This is a genomic window from Rhizobium sp. IY2, from assembly GCF_047532935.1.
In the GTDB taxonomy this organism is placed as follows: Bacteria; Pseudomonadota; Alphaproteobacteria; order Rhizobiales; family Rhizobiaceae; genus Rhizobium; species Rhizobium anhuiense.
Genome location: NZ_JBLKNU010000014.1, coordinates 25,090 through 44,901, shown reverse-complemented (window position 1 = coordinate 44,901; position 19,812 = coordinate 25,090). Strand labels below are relative to the sequence as shown.

Here is a 19,812-nt window from a genome sequence, read left to right as displayed (position 1 = left end):
CGCATAACCCCGAAAATCGATTCCGAATTTCGGAAAAGATTATGCGCAGATCCAGGTGATAGAGCGTCCTTTGCGCGTCTGAAAAGAAGCGCGGCGCTCTAATGCCTGAAGTGGAGACCATCCCATGCCCGCACCGCTCAATCGCGTCGACACCACGCCGGAACTGCCCGCTGCTGCCGATGCGGTGGTGATCGGCGGCGGCATCGTCGGCGTTTTCGCGGCCTATTATCTCGCCCGGCGGGGATTGAAGGTCGCCCTCGTCGAGAAGGGCCTTATCGGCGCCGAACAATCGAGCCGCAACTGGGGCTGGTGCCGCCAGCAGAACCGCGACGCCCGAGAATTGCCGATGTCGACCAAGAGCCTCGACCTGTGGGAGCGCTTCGCCACTGAGACCGGGGAGGAGACGGGCTTCCGTCGCTGCGGCCTCTTCTATCTGAGCAATAACGACGAGGAACTGTCCGGCTGGGCACGCTGGCGCGATTTCGCCCGCTCGGTCGGCGTCACAACGCACATGCTGAGCAGCGCCGAGGCGAGCGAACGCGGGCGTGCCACCGGCGTCTCATGGAAAGGCGGAGTGTTTTCGCCGACCGACGGCACGGCCGATCCGGCGAGTGCTGCGCCGGCCGTCGCGCGTGCGATCCTGAAACTCGGCGGCACGGTGCATCAGTCCTGTGCGGCCCGCGGCCTCGACGTCGAAGGCGGCAGGCTTTCCGGCGTCGTCACGGAGCATGGCACGATCCGGACGAAAATCGCGATCCTGGCCGGCGGCGCTTGGGCCTCCTCCTTCTGCCGCCAACTCGGCATTCGATTTCCGCAAGCCTCGATACGCTCCTCGATCCTCTCCGTATCCCCGGGCGCTAGCGGCCTGCCGGATGCCCTGCATACATCAGCGGTGTCGGTGACGCGACGCCGCGATGGCGGCCATACGCTGGCGATCAGCGGCCGCGCCCGCGTCGATCCGACGCCACAGCAGTTCCTCTTCGCGCGGCAGTTCCTGCCGATGTTCGCCCGGCGCTGGCGCAGTCTCAAACCAGGCGGGTTGGAGGGCTTTCGCTCGGGTCACGAATCTCTGGCACGCTGGCGGCTCGACAGACCGACGCCGATGGAGCGCATGCGCATCCTCGATCCGCTGGTCGACGAGGCGACCGTTGCGCTGACGCATGCACGGGCGCTTGAGCTTCTGCCTGCTTTGAAGGAGACCAAGATCGCAGCGTCCTGGGCGGGCTATATCGACAGCACGCCGGACGGCGTGCCGGGGATCGGCGAGATCGCCAGCTTGCCCGGCTTCATCCTTGCTGCGGGCTTCAGCGGCCACGGCTTCGGCATCGGGCCGGGCGCCGGCCATCTGATTGCCGATATCGTCACAGGCGACGAGCCGATCGTCGATCCCAGGCCCTACCATCCCGACCGCTTCGGGGGATCCGCCTGGGGCAAAGTGGCCGATTTCTAAACGGCTCGGCCACCCCGGCTCGGACCTCGGCGGTGGCAGAAATCATCCCTGTCCGGATCGCAGCATATACAGGAACCATAACCATTGGCCTGAAAGCGGCGATGGCAGGCACGCGTTACGCTTGGGCAATCACCTCCGGCGAGATTCCCGAAGTCATCCCTCACGAGACCAGCGACATCGGCCGGCGGACTGCGGGCGACGCCCTCCCGCCATCGGCAGTCTGAAAGTGCGAAATTCTTTCGTTCAAGACTTCGACCTGTTGCCGAAGCCGGTGAATCTCCGCGGTGTTTTCCTCCACCATCGCAGCATTGTGCTGGGTAATGTGCTCGACATCACGAACGGCGTTGTTGACCTCGTCGATGCCCTTGTATTGCGTGGTCGTGGAAGCTGAGATGACCTGCACCAGCCCGTTGATCGAGGTGAAGTGTTCCATGATGGCCGACAGCGCCTGGCCGGTCTCCTCGACGAGCGTGACGCCCGCGCCGACCTGCGATGCGCTGGTGGAGATGAGATCCTTGATCTCGCGGGCAGCCTTGGCGCAACGCTGAGCAAGCTCGCGCACTTCCTGAGCAACCACGGCAAAGCCTCTGCCGGCCTCTCCTGCGCGTGCCGCCTCGACGCCGGCATTGAGGGCGAGGAGATTGGTCTGGAAGGCGATCTCGTCAATCACGCCGATGATGCTGCTGACTTTTTCGGAGGACCGGTTGATAGCGCCCATGGCATCGACGGCCTTGGCGACGACGGCCGCGGAATGCTCCGCCTGGCGGTGCGCCTCGGCGACCGAAAGCGACGTCTGGCGCGCGTTTTCGGCTGTCGTCCGCACGCTGGCTGTGAGTTCGCCGAGCACCCGCGAACTCTCCTCGAGGGAGGCCGCCTGCTGTTCCGTGCGGCGGGCCAGATCGTCGGCGGCGCCGGAAAGATTGGTGCTGCCCTCGGCGATCTCGTAGGTCGAGTTGCGAACCTCGGCGACCGTCAGGCGCAACGCGTCGATGGCGTGATTGTAGGTGCGGGCCATGGCTACATAATCGGCGGCCAGATCCTCGCTCATCTCTGCGGCGAGATTGCCATTGGCGAGCTTGCCGAGCATATCGGACAGAGCGTTCAAAGCCTCGCTCTGTTCCGCCTCGATGCGCGCCTGTTCGGCGGCGCGGCGGCCCTGCTCCAATTCGTCCCGCGCCCTGTTTGCTTCGGCAAGCTCTTCCAGCCTGGTCTTCTCCAGCGCCTGGTCGCGGAAGACAGTCACGGACCGGATCATGTCGCCGATCTCGTCGCCGCGCTTGCCGTCACCGATGGAGATGTTCAGATCGCCGTCGGCAAGTCTCATCATCGTCTGGGTGATCCGCTTCAGCGGCCCGCGCAGCGTTTCGATCAGCATGAGGCCGCCGATGATCGCAAGCACCGTGCCTGCAATCATTGCCGCAAGCGACATTGTCGCCGAACGCTGGCTGATTTCCTTGCCGCTCTCCTGTGCCGTGCTGACGAACTGCTCGAGCGTGTGGCTCGCATCGGCCACCAGTGCGGTCGCCGCCTCCTTGTCCGCGCGCCACCGGTCGGCGATCGATATCAGAAGCGAACTATCCTTTTCGATCGAGGCAAGGGACGGCTCGATCTTCTTGGCAAGATCCTGCAAGGCGGCGTTTTTCCCGCTCAAGGGTACGAGCTGTGCAGCGCTTTCACGCAGCGCCTTGAGATCGGCGAGAACGGCATCCCGCGCCTCGGCATCGACTCGCCTGTTCAGTTCGCTTAAGTGCAGGCGCAGGTCGTCAATCGATTTGAATGCGGTATTGACGATCGCCACCATCGAGCGAAGGGTGGCGATGCTCGCATCCATGCCGACAAAGCGCTCGATCGCAGTATCCGCATTCCCAGAGGCAAGCTTTCCAAACTTCTCCTCGAAGCCCTGCAGTTCCTGGTCGACAGGCGCGTAGCTGTCGAGCGTAAGGCTGGCGCTGTCCTTGGCTATCGCGGCGAGCTTGTCCAATACCGGCTTCAGCGCGACAAGCTGGCTTTTGGCCTTGTCGGAGGCGAGCGCGGCGCTGCCGCCGGCCTCCTTGACGAGCGGCGGCAGGAGGCTGCCGAGAGCGCCGGTGATATCCGCGGGGGCGGTGGCCTGCGCGGTCGCCTTGCGCAACTTTGCAATGCGTTGCGCGAGATTCTTGTAGACTGAAGCATCGAGAAGAAGCGCCCGGACGAAGGTCTCCTTGCCATTCGCCTGATCCTGGAGAACGTCGAGCTGTTTGCGCGCCGTCTGGCTTTCCTTGAACAGCCCGGCCACCGCGTCGTCGATCGCCTGTTCGGTATTTACACGCTCCTGTGACACGGCCCAAAGCGCATCGGCGCCGCCCTGCATCTTAGCCCCGAGTTCGCGCACGGCAGCAATCTGCTGCTTCTGCGCCGGATCGATCAACATGGCATCAAGCGTCGCCGCTCCCTTCTGCTGATCGGAGATGCTGGCGATCAATCGTTCGCGCGTGGCCGATATCGGGAGATCGGTAAAGGCCGCCAGAGAGGATCGCAGCTGTTGAAAACTGGAAAGGGTTTCGATCGTCTGCCGGGTCAGGGTCATCTGGCCATTGAGCGTACCGGCGGTGAAATAACCGAAAAGACCGATGCCGGCGATGAGGATGACCAGAGGCACCACGAAGAAGAGGACTTTGGTCACGATCCGCATACGCTGCAACAGTCGATCAATCAGCGCCATAAACTAGCCCCCGCCCCAGGAAATTGGCTCATTCTCCGGCGCGACCCCTCCCCTTGGCCTGCAGCAGTCGTTGATCGCGCCAGGCCATCACCGTAGTCACAACTGTTAAAAAAATGGTCAATGGTGTCGAGTTTAATCGAAGCCTGCGATATGCCGACGAGGGCGCATTTTCCGCGCTCCCGTCTTGCCGCTCAGCCGATGGCCATCGGGCTTGCATTGCCGCCGGAACCCGCCGTCGCTCACGCCACCCTTGAAGAGGTTAGGCTAACTCCGGTTCTCCAAGCGATTTGTTCTGCGCCACTCTTCGTATTCTCCGCGGGCATCGTCATGCAGAGGATAGTAGCGCTGCAACGACCCTCCCTCCATGAGCTTCACGCGTGAGAACTCCTCCCAATCGTGATGCTTTTGCGACTCTTCGATTACCTTCGAGGCCATTGCGACGGGAAGCACCACCACCCCGTCATCGTCGGCGACGATGATGTCGCCGGGGATTACCGTGACACCGCCGCAGGCAATCGGAACGTTGACGGCATTGGGATAGATGCTGGTCTGCACATGGTAGTTGGGAGTCCAGCCACGCAGCCATAGGGGGAGATCTAGCTTCTCGACATTGGGCCGATCGCGCATGCACCCGTCGATTACGATGCCAGCGCCGCCCCTGCCTTTGAAATAGGTCGACATCATATCGCCAAAGACCCCCGAACTCATGTCGCCGCGCGCGTCGACCACGACCACATCGCCCTCCTGCGCGTGATAGAGCACGTGCCGGTGCAACTGCGTCTCCGGATCGGCATATTCTCCCTCGGTGAAGAGATCCGGCCGCTGCGGCATGAACTGGAGCGTCAGCGCCGGCCCGACGATCGACTTCCCGTGGTTCTGCGCCACGGGACCCACCATGTGCGGATTGCGGAAACCCATGTGGCCAAGCGTGCCGGCAACCGTCGCGGCGCCGATTTCCTTCAGTGCGTCGATCAGCTCTTTGGGCGGACGGGTAATGTCGGGAGTATGCGTCATTTCAATCTCCGCTGGATGAAACTACCAGTTCGTAACCGAACCGTCGCGGCGCTTCAGGTGAGGCGCTTCCCAGAAACGAAAGCTCTCCGCCTTGACCGCCTCTTCGTTGACCTCGACGCCGAGCCCCGGCAGATCGCTGACCGGATAGTCAGGTCCGTCGAGCCGTGGCTGCACGGGGAAGAAGTCGGAATTGTCGAAGCCCAGCTTTGTTTCGGGCACCCTGGTCTCAAGCCAAGCGAAATTCGGCACCGCGGCGGCGAGATGGATGGTCGCGGCCGTGCAGACTGGGCCAAGAGGATTGTGCGGCATCAGGTCCACATAATGCGCCTCGCTCCAGCCAGCCACCTTCATCGCTTCGGTGAGCCCGCCAACATTGCAAACATCGAGCCGGTTGAACTGATGGATGCCGCGCTCGATGTAGGGCAGGAACTGCCACTTGCTGGCAAATTCCTCGCCGATGGCGAACGGGATGTCGGTCATCGTGCGCAGGGATTCGTAGGCCTCCGGTGTCTCGTCCCGTATCGGCTCCTCGAGGAAATCAAGCACGCCACGGCCGAGTTTGTTGCAGAAGCTCGCCGCCTCTGCCACCGACAACCGGTGGTGATAGTCGATGCCGAGGACGACGTCGTCGCCCAGCGCCTCGCGCGCCTTGTTCAGCATCGTTGCGGTAACGCCGATCGATTCGCGCGGCTCGAAGATGTCCTTGCTGTTTTGCCCGATGGGAAAGAAGCGGATCGCCTGCCACCCCTGTGCGCGTAGTTCGCGGGCTCGTTCGATCGCAACGACGCCCTCAGCCTCGTCACCGGTCGAGGCGAAGGTAGGAATTCGGTCGCGCTGCTTGCCGCCCAGCAGTTCGTAGGCCGGCACCCCCAGCGCCTTGCCCTTGATGTCGTGAAGGGCGATGTCGATGGCGGAAATCGCCGCCTGCAGAACGCGCCCGCCTTCGAAATATTGGCTGCGATAGGCTTCTTGCCAGATCCGACCAATCTGCATCGGATCGCGGCCGATGAGAAACTCCCGATAGTGCTCGATCGCGCCAACCACGGCCTTCTCGCGACCGCTCAAGCCGCTCTCGCCCCATCCGAAGACGCCCTCGTCGGTCTCGACCTTGACGAGCATCTGGTTGCGTGTTCCCACCCATACTGGATAGGGCTTGATAGCGGTGATTTTAAGCTTCGTGGTCATCCACACCCTCATTCCGGACGTATCGACTCTGTCTCAGTGGGCCTTGAGGGCCATTTCTGTTTCGCCGTCGAACAAATGCATTCGCTCCTGGTCGAACTCGAGCCAAATCATTTCGTCCGGCGCGACGGCAATGGTCGGCGGCACGCTGACGTTGACGATTGCGCCGGACAGGAACGCTTGTACGAAGGTGACGTCTCCCGTTGGCTCCACCGTGTAGGCCTTGGCGGGTATGCTTCCAGGCACTGCACTCTTGTGCAGTTTGATCGTCGAGTGACGTGCGCCGAGCACGACCTTCTTGGTGGTCGCCCTCGCGACCTTCTGGGCATTGTGTGGCGAGAGCTCGAGGCTCCAGCCCTCCGCGCTGGTCAACACAGTATTGCCGCCCACCGTGGATGCCTCCAGCGGAACAAGGCTCATCGCCGGGCTGCCGACGAAGCTGGCGACGAACATGTTCACCGGATGGGCAAAGACCTGCGCCGGTGAATCGTATTGCTGCAGGTAGCCGCCGTTCATCACCGCCATCCTGTCCGCCATGGTCACGGCTTCGAGTTGGTCGTGCGTCACATAAATGATCGTTGCCTTGAGGTCCTGATGGAAGCGCTTGATCTCCGACCGCATCTGCACGCGCAGCTTTGCATCGAGGTTGGAGAGTGGTTCATCCATCAGGAATACCGCCGGATCGCGAACGAGAGCGCGGCCCAGGGCCACGCGCTGCTGTTGTCCGCCCGAAAGTTCGCGCGGCTTGCGCTCGAGCAGCTGCGTCATGTCGAGCACTCGCGCTGCTTCCTTGACCTTCCTGTCGATCTCGTCCCTTGGCAGTTTGCGCATCTGCAGCGGGAACGCCAGATTTTTATAGACCGATTTTTGCGGATAGAGCGCGTAGTTCTGGAACACCATTGCGATGTCCCGGTCCTTGGGGTCCAGGTCATTGACCACCCGGTCGCCGATGACGATGTCGCCCGATGTGATGGGGATCAGCCCCGCTACAAGATTGAGCGTGGTTGTTTTGCCGCAGCCTGAAGGGCCGACGAGCGCAACGAATTCGCCGTCGTTGACCGTCAGCGAAACGTCGTTGACAGCTTTGAAGCTGCCATAGGTCTTGACAAGATCTTTGAGGACCACGTGGGCCACCGGCAACTCCCTAGTGCTTGACTGCACCTTCCGTGAGGGCGCGTACGAAGTATCGTTGCAGGACGAGGAACAGCACCACGACGGGCACGCTCATCATGAAGCTGGCGGCCATCAGGCCCGGAAAGTCCGTCGTATTTTCGGAGAAGAAGCGCTGGATGCCGACCGGCAAGGTCAACTGCTCGTTCTTGGAGAGGAACGTGTAGGCGTAGATGTACTCGTTCCAAGCGCCGATGAAGGAGTAGATCGCCGTGGCGATGATTCCCGGCGCCGAGAGCGGCATCACGATCAGGAGAAAGGCCTGGAACCGCGTCGCTCCATCGATGCGCGCCGCCTGCTCGAGCTGCACCGGGATGTTGTCGTAGAAGCCCTTGAGGAGCCAGATTGCCAGCGGCAGGCCGAATGTGAGGTAGGTGAGAACGAGCGACCCATGCGTGTTCACCAGCCCGATCGCCCGCATCAGGATGAAGAGCGGTACGAGAAAGATCACCGCGGGGAACATGTTGCGAAGCAGGACGGCGAAGAACAGAAAGTTCCGGCCCGGGAAGGTGAAGCGCGAAAACGCATAGGCCGCAGGAACCGCCACGATCACCGAAAGGATGGTCGTAGCCATGGAGACGAAAAGGCTGTTCCAGAAGAAACGCAGGAAGTCCTGGCCGACGCTGTTTTGCGGGTCGAGCAGCTTCTGGTAGCTTGCCAGCGTGGGCTGGTCCGGCCACCACTGTGGCGGGAATTGCATGGCCGCGAAGCCGGACTTGATCGAGGTAATCAGCATCCAGATCATTGGCAATGCGGTGTAAAGCAGCATGAACACCAGGAAGATGCGTCCGCCCCACCGCCACCCATCGAAGCGCCTATGGCGACGCGCCTGGCCTTGACGAGCAGTCTGCGCAATTCTGCTCATTGGCTCGCGTCCTTCTGCTCATTGCCGCTCAGCGCCCGGACATAGAAGTAGCCGAGCGACATCAGGATCAGGAACAGCAGCACCGAATAGGCTGATGCCACCCCCCAGCGCTGACGTCCGAAGGCGAGCTCATAGATGTGGGTGATCCAGATATGCGATGCGTTCGACGGCCCGCCGCCGGTCATGATCCAGGGGATGATGAAAGAATTGAAGTTGGCCACGGCCAGCAGAAGGATCGTCACCGTCGAGACGTTTCTCAAGTGCGGAAAAGTGACGTGCCAGAATCGCTGCCATGCATTGGCTCCGTCGACCTTTGCGGCGCGCAGCAACTGGTCGGGAACCGTCTGCAGGCCAGCCATCATCATGATCATGGCAAACGGAAACTCCCGCCAGATATTGACGACGATCAGCGAGGGCAGCACCGTGCTGACGCTGTCGATGAAATTCGGCGGCCGATCGGCCCATCCGAGGCCGACCAGCACCGCGCCGATGATCCCGAAGTCCGAATGGTAGATCCACTTCCAGATATAGGACGCGGCGACCGCGCTGATGACCCAGGGAATGATCAGGATGGCGCGCAGGATGCCGCGGCCGACAAAATCCCGATGGAGCGCCAGGGCGCAGGCAAACCCCAGGACAAATGCGATGAAGGTGGATCCCAGTGTCCAGATTAGAGTGTTGGAGGTGACCTTCCAGAACACCGGACTTGTGAGGATGGCAGTGTAATTGTCGAAGCCGATAAAAATCTTGTCGCGGAGCTGCAGGCCGGGCGGTGTATTGAAGAACGACAGCTCGATCGTGTAGTAGATCGGATAGGCTATGACGATGAGCATCACGGCGATTGCAGGAAGCACGTACGCGTAGTCAGCGCGATGCTCCCAAATCTTTCGCAGGATGCCGGACCTATTGGGTTGAAGTCTTCGGCGAGCCTCTGCCTTGCCGATCAAGATCGTCACTGTAGCGTGCCCTTATTCTTGGGAACAACCGGCTGCACTCTCGGCGCAGCCGGTCAGGTCGTGGTCAGGCCTGGACTAGAGTCCGCCGTCCATCAGCTCTTTTACCTTCTTGGCCGCGTCGTCCGCTGCCTGGTCGACGGTCATGGCTCCGGTCAGGGCATTCTGCAGCATGTCTGGGACAATGATATTCATGATCTCGGGGGACTGCGGCAGCGCCGGGAACGGAATGCCGTATGGCAGCATCGAGGTCGTGACATCGAGGAACTTGATGTTATCAAGACGTTCCTTCATCCATTTGGTCTTGAAGCCGTTGAGGTTTCCCGGGTTCGAGCCGGCATAGGCCATCTTCAGCGACCATTCGGGGCTCGTCCACATGCAGATGATCGCCTTTGCAGCCGGCTCGTCCACCTTGCCGCCCTCGACATATTCGGGCTTCAGGATGTGAATGTTCGAGCCGCCAAACACGACGGCACGCTTGCCATCGGGGCCGGTCGGGATCAGGCCGTAGCGCATGTTGTCGATGACGGTCTGCGCCTTGTCCTTGTCGGTAGCCGTCGCTTTTTTCTGCAGGTCGAGCATGACGTTGTAGTCGGACGGGTGCGAGATCATCATGCCGAGCTGGCCAGCGAGGAAGAGGGGCTGGTTATCTGCCTGCTGGTTGGTGAGTGCCGAAACCGGAACCGACTTGTCGCGAACATACATATCGTAGGAGGCTTGCAGCGCCGCCTTGCTCTGCGGGCTATTGAGCTCGACCTGCTTATAGGTCGGGCTCGCGGTGGCTTCGTCGAAGACGCCGCCGCCATAGGCCCACAGCTGCGGCATGAAGCGATACGGCGTATTGCCGGCATTCTTGCGAGCCACGAGGCCGTAACCGGCAATGCCGAGCTTGTCGTGGATCTGTTTGGAATACTTGACGACATCGTCCCACGTTGCCGGAGCCTTGTCCGGATCGAGGCCTGCCCGCTTGAAGATATCGGCGTTCCAGATGAACGCCATCGTCTCGTTGTTGGTGGGAATGCCGTAGGTCACGTCCTCCCAGGTCACGGCCTTCATTGCGCCCGGCCAGAAGTCCTCGGTCGAATACCCGACATCCTCGGGTTTGAGCGGCTGCAGATAGCCTTTTGAGGCGAACTCGGTGCCGCCCAGGATTTGCAGGCGGACCGCCATGGGCGCTGCATTACCAAGGAGCGCGGTCCGGAACTTGTCCAGAAGGTCGTTATAGGTGAGGGCTTGTTCCTCAAGCTGGATATTTGGATAGGTTTTGCGGAAGGTCTCGAAGAACTCCTTGTAATACTGGCGCAGGAGGTCGGGGTCGCCCTCGAACACGCCCTGATACCAGAAAGTCAGTCGCCCCTTGTAGTCGAGCGGGGTGACCTTGGCGCAATCGCCCGCCGTGTCAAAATCCTGCGTGCCGGCAATGGAGCGCACATATTCCGGCGACCACTTGCTCAAGTCGACCGGCGCACCCAGCGCAGACGCGGACATCAACGATACCATCAAAGCAGTAGAGACAGTGCCGCGCAGGACGGCACCGCCGAGTGAAATCCTCGTCATAGGTATCCTCCAGGTTCTCTCCCATGCCGCTCTGCGTCGAGGCGAGCGGTCTTTGCTCGCGGCCGCGGGACATTTACGGCCAAATGTATCCTTTCGAGCTTATCATACGTTTTCAGATCATAGATTGCCTGTCAACTAGCGAAATCGTACATTGTTTATGGAAAGATCGCGTGATATCCGAGCAATATGTGTATTTATTGGGGACAGCCTTGGCCGAAACAAGCGATTTTAAAGCGCAGCCGCCCGAAGGGATTGACGCTATCGGGGCCTCCAGCGAGGGTGCCTCGCTTTATCAACTGATCAGGGAAGACATCATCGAGGGGCGGCTCGCTGCCAACGAACGGCTTGTGGTCACCGATCTCGCTCGGCGCCACGGCACTTCGACCAACCCCGTGCGCGAGGCTCTGCAACTGTTGCGCGGAGAGGGCTTCGTCACCTTCGTTCCCAACCGCGGAGCGCGCGTCCGGCCCATCGATCAGGATTTTGTTCGGGACATCTACGAGATCGGAGTCTTGATCGAGCCGGCCCTGACGCGATGGTTCGTGAATATGGCCACCGTCGAGGACATTGCCGAACTCGAACGCATCCAAGGCCTGATTGAAGAGAACGACTTCGCCGACACGTTGAGGCACAGCGAGCTGGACACCGCCTTTCACACCATAATGTACCAAAGGCACTACAACCGCCACGCCGCCGAGCTTTGGTGGAAGCATCGCGAAGTGCTTCGAGCCGTGAGCCGGCGTTTCAACTTCACGCTCGCCCGGCGTGCCGCGATCCTGAGCGAGCATCGCGAACTCATTGCGCATGTAAAAGCGGGAAACGCCAACGAGGCAGGCGAACTCATTGCACGCCATGTCGAAGGCTCCGGCCGGCACATCCTCGAACACATGCGGGCGCGGAACGCGGCTCGGGCAGGATAGACTGCAAGGCCCGGGAATATCGTTCTCCCGGCCAATTCAGACAAAGGCAATTGAGATGAAAATCACCAGCGTTCGGCCGTGGTTAATCAGATCCGATGCTTCTTATTGGGGAGAGTTTCTGTTCGTCGAAGTGACAACCGACGAGGGGGTGAGCGGCTGGGGAGAGATCACCACCACGACAAGGCTCGCCAACCGCGCCCTCTGCACGATGCTGCGGCAGATCGGTGCCGCGGTAACAGGCGAGGACCCGGCGCGTATCGAATATCTTTGGCACAAGATATTCCGCAGCTTCACCTATATGGGCAGTCGCGGCGCCGCAGTCGAATGCGTAAGCGCCATCGACATCGCCCTTTGGGACATCCGAGGCAAAGTTCTTGGTAAGCCGATTTACGAGCTGTTGGGCGGACCGGTACGCGATGAAATCGCGCTCTACACCCATCCCAACCAGGCCAAATTTACCAGCAAGGAGGCTGTGGTCCGCGAAATTAGAGACATCGTCGAGTCCGGCCACACGGCGCTCAAGTTCGATCCTTTTCCCCACCAGGGCCGCACCGCCGATGGCCAGTCCCGCGAACAGCGGGACGGCTACCTTGATGGCAGCATGACCCGCAAGGACGAGCGCGAGGCCGCCGAACTCACGTCACTCATCCGCGAAACGGCGGGCTCTGATGTCGACATTCTCATCGATGCGCATGGCCGCTTCGACGTTCCCACCGCCATTCGCCTCTGTCGGAGCCTCGAGGAAGCCGGTCAGATCGACTGGTTCGAGGAGCCCTGCCCGCCCGAGAGCCTCAACGCCCTCAAGCAGGTCCGGGAGAAGGTCAGTGCCGCGATCTCGTGGGGCGAGCGCGGCCACACGAAGTGGGATTTCGTGCCGGTGCTCGAAAACAAGCTCGCCGACTACATCATGCCTGACGTCACCTGGACCGGCGGCATTACCGAACTCAAGAAGATTTCTGCCCTGTGCGAAGCCTACTACATCCCGGTCTCGCCGCACGACGCCGCAGGACCGATCAACGCGGTTGCAGGAGCACAGGTGATGATGACCGTTCCCAACTTCTACAAACTCGAAACCTCGGAGTGGAACCTGGGCAAATACGATCACCTCATCGACAGGCCACTCGATGTTTCGAACGGCAGCCTCAAGCTTACACCGAGACCTGGTCTCGGCGTCGAAATGAACCGCGATTACCTTCAAAGCCACGAGATAGAGCTGGATTAACAACGCTCTATACCGCGCAGCCGTGCGCGGCGAACCCGCCGACAGAACGAGGATAAATCATGCCAGAGGCAGATGAAGCCGACGAAGCGCTCAATCGGGTGAATACGCATTCCAAGCCGTCCGACCTTCGCATTACCGATATGCGGGTAGCCGAAATTGTCGGCGCGCCGTTCACCTCAGTGCTGCTCAAGATCTACACCAACCAGGGCATCGTCGGGCTTGGCGAGGTGCGCGACGGTGCCAGCGCCACCTACGCGCTGATGCTGAAGAGCCGGTTGCTTGGCGAGAATCCTTGCAACATCGACCGCCTGTTTCGCCGGATCAAGCAGTTCGGCGGGCACGGGCGGCAAGGCGGCGGTGTATCGGCGGTTGAAATCGCCTTGTGGGATCTTGCCGGCAAGGCCTATGGCGTCCCCATCTACCAGATGCTCGGCGGCCGGTTTCGGGAGAAAGTGCGCGTCTATTGCGACACCGACGCCACCGTGCCGAGCGGCACAGAGACCGGCAGGCGCCTCAAGCAACGCATGGAGCTGGGGTTCACCTTCCTCAAGATGGATCTGGGGCTGATGCAGATTGCGGATGTGCCCGGTGCGGTCGTGTCTCCTGCCGGCTCGCTTGAAGGATACCGTGACCACCCCGGCCGCGGCCCGCTGAAGACCATTGAAGAGCGCCGCATCCGCAACGCGGCATACGATGTGCATAACGTCCCGCACCCGTTTACCGGCCTCCACTTTTCCGACAAGGGCCTCGACTTCCTTGAGCAATACATTGCCGAGGTTCGTGAGGTCATCGGCATGGATATTCCGCTTGCCATCGACCACATCGGCCACATCTCAGTGCAGAACGGCATTCGCCTCGCCAGGCGTATCGAAAAATACGTGCCAGCCTGGCTCGAGGATGTGATCCCGTGGCAGTACACCGAGCAGTACCGACAGTTGCAGGACGCAACCACGGTGCCGATCTGCACCGGCGAGGACATATACCTCAAGGAGGGCTTCGAGCCCCTGCTCAAAAGCAGCGGCCTCTCCGTTATCCATCCGGACCTGCTCACCAGCGGGGGCATCCTCGAGACCAAGAAGATCGGCGATATGGCGCAGGACCATGGTGTCGCCATGGCTATCCACATGGCGGAAAGTCCGATCGCCGCAATGGCTGCCGCACATGTGGCGACCGCGACCGAAAATTTCATGGCGCTCGAATACCACTCTGTCGATGTCGACTGGTGGGACGATATCGTCACCGGCCTTCCCAAGCCGCTCGTGAAGGACGGCTTTATCACTGTTCCGGACAAGCCGGGCCTGGGAATTGACGACGTCGTCGACGAGGTGATCTCGCAGCATCTACAGCCGGGTGTCACCGGCATCTGGCAGCCCACGGATCACTGGGACGATGAATATTCCTGGGATCGCACCTGGAGCTGAGGCGAAAAGGAACCAAGATGAAGATCACCGATCTGCGATGCGCCGTTATCGGCAAACACCCGATCGTTCGCATCGTCACGGACGAGGGTCTCTATGGCTTGGGCGAAGTCGAGTTCACCAAGTCCTACCTCAAGCCCTGGGTGCTGCACTTCCGTGAGGCGCTGATCGGCGAGGACCCGACCGACGTCGAGAGAGTGATGCTGAAGATCCGCCAACGCGGCTCATTCAAGCCGTACGGTGCGGCGGTGAGCGCTATCGAGCATGCGCTGTGGGACATTGCCGGCAAGGCCGCGGGCGTGCCCGCCTATAAACTGCTCGGCGGCAAGGTGCGCGACAAGGTGCGCGTCTACAACGGCTCGATCCGCCGGAAACGCACGGGCGACCGGCCGGAAGATTACGCCGCTGACGTCAAATGGATGATGGAGCAGCCGCAGAACTTCTTCATGATCAAGCAAGGAATCTCGTTTCACTCCAACATGAAGGACACCATTGAGGGTTTCCACTACGGCGTGACGCAGCAGAAGGCCGGCTATCACGGCGCCATGGATCAGGGCATGATCAGCGAGCGCGGTTTCAACCACATGCTCGACTGCGTGATCGCGATGAAGGAAGTGCTGGGCGACAAGGTCAGCCTGGCGCTCGACTGCGGCCCGGGCTGGATGCTGCCCGATGCGATCAAATTCGCTCGCGCGGTCGAGAAGTACAATTTGATGTGGCTCGAGGACATGCTGACTGGCGACTATGTACCGTGGGTCAATCCGCAGGCCTATCGGGAACTGACAACCTCCACCTCCACGCCAATCCACACTGGTGAGCAGATCTACCTGCGGCACAATTTCAAGGAACTGATCGAGACGCAGGCGGTGCGCGTCATCGGCCCAGATCCAGCCGATATTGGCGGTATTGCCGAACTCAAATGGGTCGCCGAACACGCCTACATGCACTCGATCCTGATGGCACCGCACGGGGTCGCCAACGGCCTGCTAGGCCTCGGCGCGTTGATCAATGTCTGCGCCACCCTGCCCGCAAATTACATCGCGTTCGAATATCCGAGCGCCAGCGACCCCTGGTGGGAGGATCTGGTCGTCGGCTTGCCGCCGCAGATCGTGAAGGACAGCATGGTGGACCTACTGGAAGCGCCGGGGCTGGGGCTGGATATCGACGCCGAAGCGGCCAGGAGATATCTCAGGGAAGAGGATGCGGGCTTCTTCGACTGAATCTCCCTCCACCGGCATGACGTGAATCGCAGTAAGGCCCGCCGGTATGGGAAAGGAGATCGTGCTCCCCGCGGACCTGCAAGCAACTCCTCGCTGCGCTTGAGCAGCGGTCACCGATAACGGCCTGTAAGTACGACCTCGAGCCCGGCGACGGTCGCTCCAGACGAGGCAGATGAACACCAATCTCTTAGCAGTAAACCGCATCGTTGGGTCACCAGTGCGAATCCTGCCTGAAACTACCTTTCCAATCGTCTGTCCTCACGCCACCAATACCGTGTCGCGACGGGATCGCCGCCCGTCGCTCTGATAAGCCGAGGCATCGAGATTGAATCCCGGGAAGAGGACCTCTTTTCCGTCTCGAGTTAATCGAGACCTGCAAGACGCGGCCGAGGGCGCATTTTTTGCGCCCTCGTTTTGCTGCTCAGCCAATGGCCATCAGACTTGCATTGCCGCCGGCAGCCGCCGTGTTGATCGACGTCGACACCTCCTCCAGCAGCCAATTCAGGCAATAGGCCTCGGGGTCGCTTGCCAGTTCCTCGGTTGTCGCCGCCTGGACCAGCAGAAGCGGACCGGGCAGGTGAGCGATCTTCTGATTGACGGCCAGAACCCTTTCGCGATCGCCTTCCACGAGCGCGCCCGAGAACGGCCCGTCCTTTTCCCAATCCGATGTCCAGGAAATCCGGCCGGCGACAGCCGCCGGAAGGTCCGCCAGGACCGATTTGGATAGGGAACCCGCATCCACGACGATGCGGTTGCCGGTTGAAAGGGCTGCGGCGATCTGTCGATGAAGCCCGCCTTCCGTCTGCGGCACGATAAGAATACGGCCGCGGGGATGGAGCGCGTAGAGATTGCGCTCGCCGACCGGACCGGTGAGCTCGCGTTCGAGCCCGAGTGCCGAACGGCTCGCATATCCACGCGCCGCTTCCCCCTCACCCGGCAAGCCCTTCTTGTCGAGCCAGACAATATAGTCGCGAAGGGCGAGATCCGTGTGAACGGAGTCCTGCTGCGGCGGCACGGGCGCACGCTGCACCAGCCGGCCGATATAGAGCGGACCACCGGCCTTCGGCCCTGTGCCTGACAAGCCGCGACCACCGAAAGGCTGCACGCCGACGACCGCGCCGATGATGTTGCGGTTGACGTAGAGGTTTCCGGCCTTGATGCGACTGGTCACATGCGCGATCGTTTCATCAAGCCGAGTGTGAAGTCCGAATGTGAGGCCGTAACCCGATGCGTTGATGTCGTCGATCAAGCGGTCGAGCCCGTTTCGCTTGAAGCGGACGACATGCAGAACCGGTCCGAAGATCTCTCTCGTCAGGTCCGACAAGGACTTGATTTCGATGATCGTCGGCGGAACGAACGTCCCCGCCGCGGCACTTTCGGGCAGCGGCAGCTGATCCACCTTGCGGCCGGCGCCGCGCATCTTCTCGATATGCTGGTCGATCTCCGCCTTTGCGCCGTCATTGATGACAGGGCCGACATCGATGCTCAGCCGATCGGTGCGGCCGATCGTCAGTTCCCGGAAGGCGCCCTTCAGCATATTGAGGGTCCTGTCGGCCACATCGTCCTGAAGGCAGAGAACGCGAAGCGCAGAGCAGCGCTGGCCGGCGCTGTCGAAAGCCGAGGCAATGACGTCGGCCACCACTTGCTCGGCCAATGCCGAGGAGTCGACGATCATACCGTTCTGACCGCCCGTCTCGGCGATCAGCGGAATCGGCTTGCCGGTCGCCGACAGCCGTTCTGCCAGCTGCGCCTGGATCATGCGAGCCACTTCGGTCGACCCGGTAAACATGACGCCTGCCGTTTCCGGAGCCCCGACCATGCCGGCGCCGAGGCGGCCGCTGCCGGGCACGAACTGCAGGACACCCACCGGCACACCCGCCTCGTGGAGGATCTTCACACTCTCCGAGGCGATGATCGGCGTGACGCCGGCAGGTTTGGCAAGCACGGGATTGCCGGCCACCAAGGCTGCGGCGACCTGTCCGGTGAAAATCGCCAGCGGAAAATTCCACGGGCTGATACAGACGATCGGGCCGAGCGGCGCATGCGACGGCCCGAGGGTCTTGCGTGCCTGATCGGCATAGTAGCGCAGGAAGTCGATCGCCTCGCGCACCTCGCCGACGGCATTGGCCGCGGATTTGCCGGCTTCGCGCATGACGATGCCCATCAGCGTCTTGATGCGGGCCTGCATGATGTCGGCCGCCCGATCCAGGCAGGCCGCACGCTCGGCCGGCGGCACGGCCGCCCATTGCGGCGCATGTTCCGCGGCCATCGCAACGATACGGGCTGCCTCCTCGACCTTCACTTCCGTGACCGTGCCGACGACGTCCCGGTGATCGGCAGGATTGAGAACCTCGCGCGTCACCCCATCCGTCGAGCCGTCGGCAAGGAGGGGAAGCGCACGCCATGGGGCAGCCGCGGTAGAGGCGAGCGCCTGCGACAGGTCCAGGAGGGTGGCCTCATTCGAGAGATCCAGGCCGTCGGAATTGGCGCGGGCACTGCCGTAAAGAGCCTTTGGCGAGGCGATCTGGATGTGCGGAAGGCCAACGACGGGCATGGCTGCGACGATCTCGGCAGGATCGGCGACCAGGGCCTCGACCGAGACATTCGGATCGGAGATGCGGTGCACGAAGGAGGAATTGGCGCCGTTTTCGAGAAGGCGCCGCACCAGATAGGCGAGCAGCGTCTCATGCGTTCCGACAGGCGCATAGATGCGGCAGGGCCGGTCGAGTTTTTCCTTGCCGACGACCTCGTCATAGAGCGGTTCGCCCATGCCATGCAGGCATTGGAACTCATATTTGCCGACCGCGAAGTCGGGACCGGCCAGGTGATAGATCGTGGCAAGCGTCTGCGCATTATGCGTGGCGAATTGCGGGAACACCGCATCGGGCGCGTTCAGCAGCTTGCGCGCGCAGGCGACATAGGCGACGTCGGTGTAAATCTTGCGGGTATAGACCGGATAGTCGTCGAGACCGTCCAGCTGGGCGCGCTTGATCTCCGCATCCCAATAGGCGCCCTTGACGAGACGGACCATGATCCGGCGCCCGGACCGGCGTGCCAGATCGATGATGTAGTCGAGGACGAAGGGGCAGCGCTTGCCATAGGCCTGCACGACGAAGCCCAGCCCGTTCCATCCGGCAAGCTCCGGGGCAAAGCAAAGCTCTTCGAGGAGGTCTAGCGAAAGCTCCAGCCGATCAGCCTCCTCCGCATCGATATTGAGGCCGATATCATAAGTCTTGGCGAGAACGGCCAGCGCCTTGACTTTCGGCAGCAGCTCTCCCATCACCCGGTCGGCCTGCGACCTCACGTAGCGCGGATGCAGGGCCGAAAGCTTGATCGAGATGCCGGGGCCGTCATAGATGCCGCGCCCGTCCGACGCCTTGCCGATGGCGTGGATCGCCTTTTCATAATCCTTGAAATAACGCTCGGCGTCCGCGGCAGTCGTCGCGGCTTCGCCCAGCATGTCGTAGGAATAGCGGAAGCCGCGCGCTTCGAGCGGCCGAGCGCGTTTCAGCGCCTCTGCGATCGTCTCGCCGGTGACGAACTGCTCGCCCATCATGCGCATCGCCATATCGACGCCGCGACGGATAACCGGCTCGCCGGCGCGCGCGATCAGCCGCGTCAGGGCTGCCGACAGGCTCCGGTCGTTGACCGTCGATGTCAGTTTGCCGGTGACGACGAGACCCCAGGTGGCGGCGTTAACGAACAGGGATTTTCCGCCGCCGATATGGGAGGTCCAGTTGCCTTCGGCAATCTTGTCGCGGATCAGCGCGTCCCGCGTGTCGGTATCGGGAATGCGCAACAGCGCTTCGGCAAGACACATGAGCGCCACGCCTTCCTGGCTGGAGAGCGAATATTCCTGCACCAGCCCTTCGACACCGGTGCCCTTGTGCTTGGCGCGCAAGGCCTCGATCAGGCTGCGGCCCGTGCTGCGGATGTCATAGCGTTTCGCCTCGGAGACGCGCGCGGCGGCGACCAGCGGCGGCAGGCATTCGGTTTCCGGCCGGCGATAGGCTGCCGTGATCGCCTGGCGAAGGTCGGATTGCGGCCGGATCGGTGGCGCAAAGGCCGAGAACGGCGCTCCGTCGGCGGGGTCTTTGGATGGAGGAGTGTCGATCGCTGCGTTCAACATGAAGGTCCCTA

Annotated in this window: 13 protein-coding genes; 5 read left to right on the top strand and 8 right to left on the bottom strand. The window is 61.6% G+C overall.

Annotated elements, in window-relative coordinates:
• Positions 1–124: 124 nt before the first annotated feature.
• The gene (locus tag ACMUVN_RS30030; RefSeq protein ID WP_097545000.1) at positions 125–1,450 is read left to right on the top strand and encodes an NAD(P)/FAD-dependent oxidoreductase; all 1,326 of its coding nucleotides are present in this window, start codon (positions 125–127) and stop codon (positions 1,448–1,450) included.
• A gap of 160 nt (positions 1,451–1,610) precedes the next feature.
• Here the strand turns inward: ACMUVN_RS30030 and ACMUVN_RS30025 are convergent, their stop codons facing one another.
• From ACMUVN_RS30025 to ACMUVN_RS29995, 7 genes are all read right to left on the bottom strand, one after another.
• The gene (locus ACMUVN_RS30025) at positions 1,611–4,151 is read right to left on the bottom strand and encodes a methyl-accepting chemotaxis protein (protein ID WP_414815869.1); all 2,541 of its coding nucleotides are present in this window, start codon (positions 4,149–4,151) and stop codon (positions 1,611–1,613) included.
• A 264-nt stretch (positions 4,152–4,415) separates the two neighbouring features.
• Entirely contained in the window at positions 4,416–5,165 is a 750-nt protein-coding gene (locus tag ACMUVN_RS30020) for a ribonuclease activity regulator RraA (protein WP_414815868.1), read from the bottom strand.
• Between the two features lie 21 nt (positions 5,166–5,186).
• On the bottom strand, positions 5,187–6,350 hold the full coding sequence (locus ACMUVN_RS30015; RefSeq protein ID WP_132575070.1) for a mandelate racemase/muconate lactonizing enzyme family protein: 1,164 nt from the start codon (positions 6,348–6,350) through the stop codon (positions 5,187–5,189).
• A 33-nt stretch (positions 6,351–6,383) separates the two neighbouring features.
• The gene (locus ACMUVN_RS30010) at positions 6,384–7,481 is read right to left on the bottom strand and encodes an ABC transporter ATP-binding protein (RefSeq protein ID WP_047619671.1); all 1,098 of its coding nucleotides are present in this window, start codon (positions 7,479–7,481) and stop codon (positions 6,384–6,386) included.
• A 10-nt stretch (positions 7,482–7,491) separates the two neighbouring features.
• On the bottom strand, positions 7,492–8,382 hold the full coding sequence (locus tag ACMUVN_RS30005) for a carbohydrate ABC transporter permease (RefSeq protein WP_132575072.1): 891 nt from the start codon (positions 8,380–8,382) through the stop codon (positions 7,492–7,494).
• Entirely contained in the window at positions 8,379–9,338 is a 960-nt protein-coding gene (locus tag ACMUVN_RS30000; protein WP_132575074.1) for a carbohydrate ABC transporter permease, read from the bottom strand. The genes ACMUVN_RS30005 and ACMUVN_RS30000 overlap by 4 nt, the downstream gene beginning before the upstream one ends.
• Positions 9,339–9,413: 75 nt before the next feature.
• Entirely contained in the window at positions 9,414–10,892 is a 1,479-nt protein-coding gene (locus tag ACMUVN_RS29995) for an ABC transporter substrate-binding protein (protein ID WP_028757006.1), read from the bottom strand.
• A gap of 209 nt (positions 10,893–11,101) precedes the next feature.
• On the opposite strand from ACMUVN_RS29995, the gene ACMUVN_RS29990 reads away from it, so the two are divergent.
• The 4 genes from ACMUVN_RS29990 to ACMUVN_RS29975 are packed head-to-tail and all read left to right on the top strand — an operon-like array spanning position 11,102 to position 15,672.
• Positions 11,102–11,812 (top strand): GntR family transcriptional regulator, encoded by a 711-nt coding sequence (locus ACMUVN_RS29990; RefSeq protein ID WP_028757005.1) that lies wholly within the window; start codon positions 11,102–11,104, stop codon positions 11,810–11,812.
• A 55-nt stretch (positions 11,813–11,867) separates the two neighbouring features.
• On the top strand, positions 11,868–13,034 hold the full coding sequence (locus ACMUVN_RS29985; RefSeq protein WP_414815867.1) for a mandelate racemase/muconate lactonizing enzyme family protein: 1,167 nt from the start codon (positions 11,868–11,870) through the stop codon (positions 13,032–13,034).
• A 59-nt stretch (positions 13,035–13,093) separates the two neighbouring features.
• On the top strand, positions 13,094–14,455 hold the full coding sequence (locus ACMUVN_RS29980; RefSeq protein ID WP_048338738.1) for a mandelate racemase/muconate lactonizing enzyme family protein: 1,362 nt from the start codon (positions 13,094–13,096) through the stop codon (positions 14,453–14,455).
• 17 nt (positions 14,456–14,472) lie between these two features.
• On the top strand, positions 14,473–15,672 hold the full coding sequence (locus ACMUVN_RS29975; RefSeq protein ID WP_063473477.1) for a mandelate racemase/muconate lactonizing enzyme family protein: 1,200 nt from the start codon (positions 14,473–14,475) through the stop codon (positions 15,670–15,672).
• A 421-nt stretch (positions 15,673–16,093) separates the two neighbouring features.
• On the opposite strand, the gene putA is transcribed toward ACMUVN_RS29975, so the two are convergent.
• Positions 16,094–19,801, bottom strand: a complete 3,708-nt coding sequence (gene putA / locus ACMUVN_RS29970; RefSeq protein ID WP_063473476.1) for a trifunctional transcriptional regulator/proline dehydrogenase/L-glutamate gamma-semialdehyde dehydrogenase — start codon at positions 19,799–19,801, stop codon at positions 16,094–16,096.
• Positions 19,802–19,812: the final 11 nt, after the last annotated feature.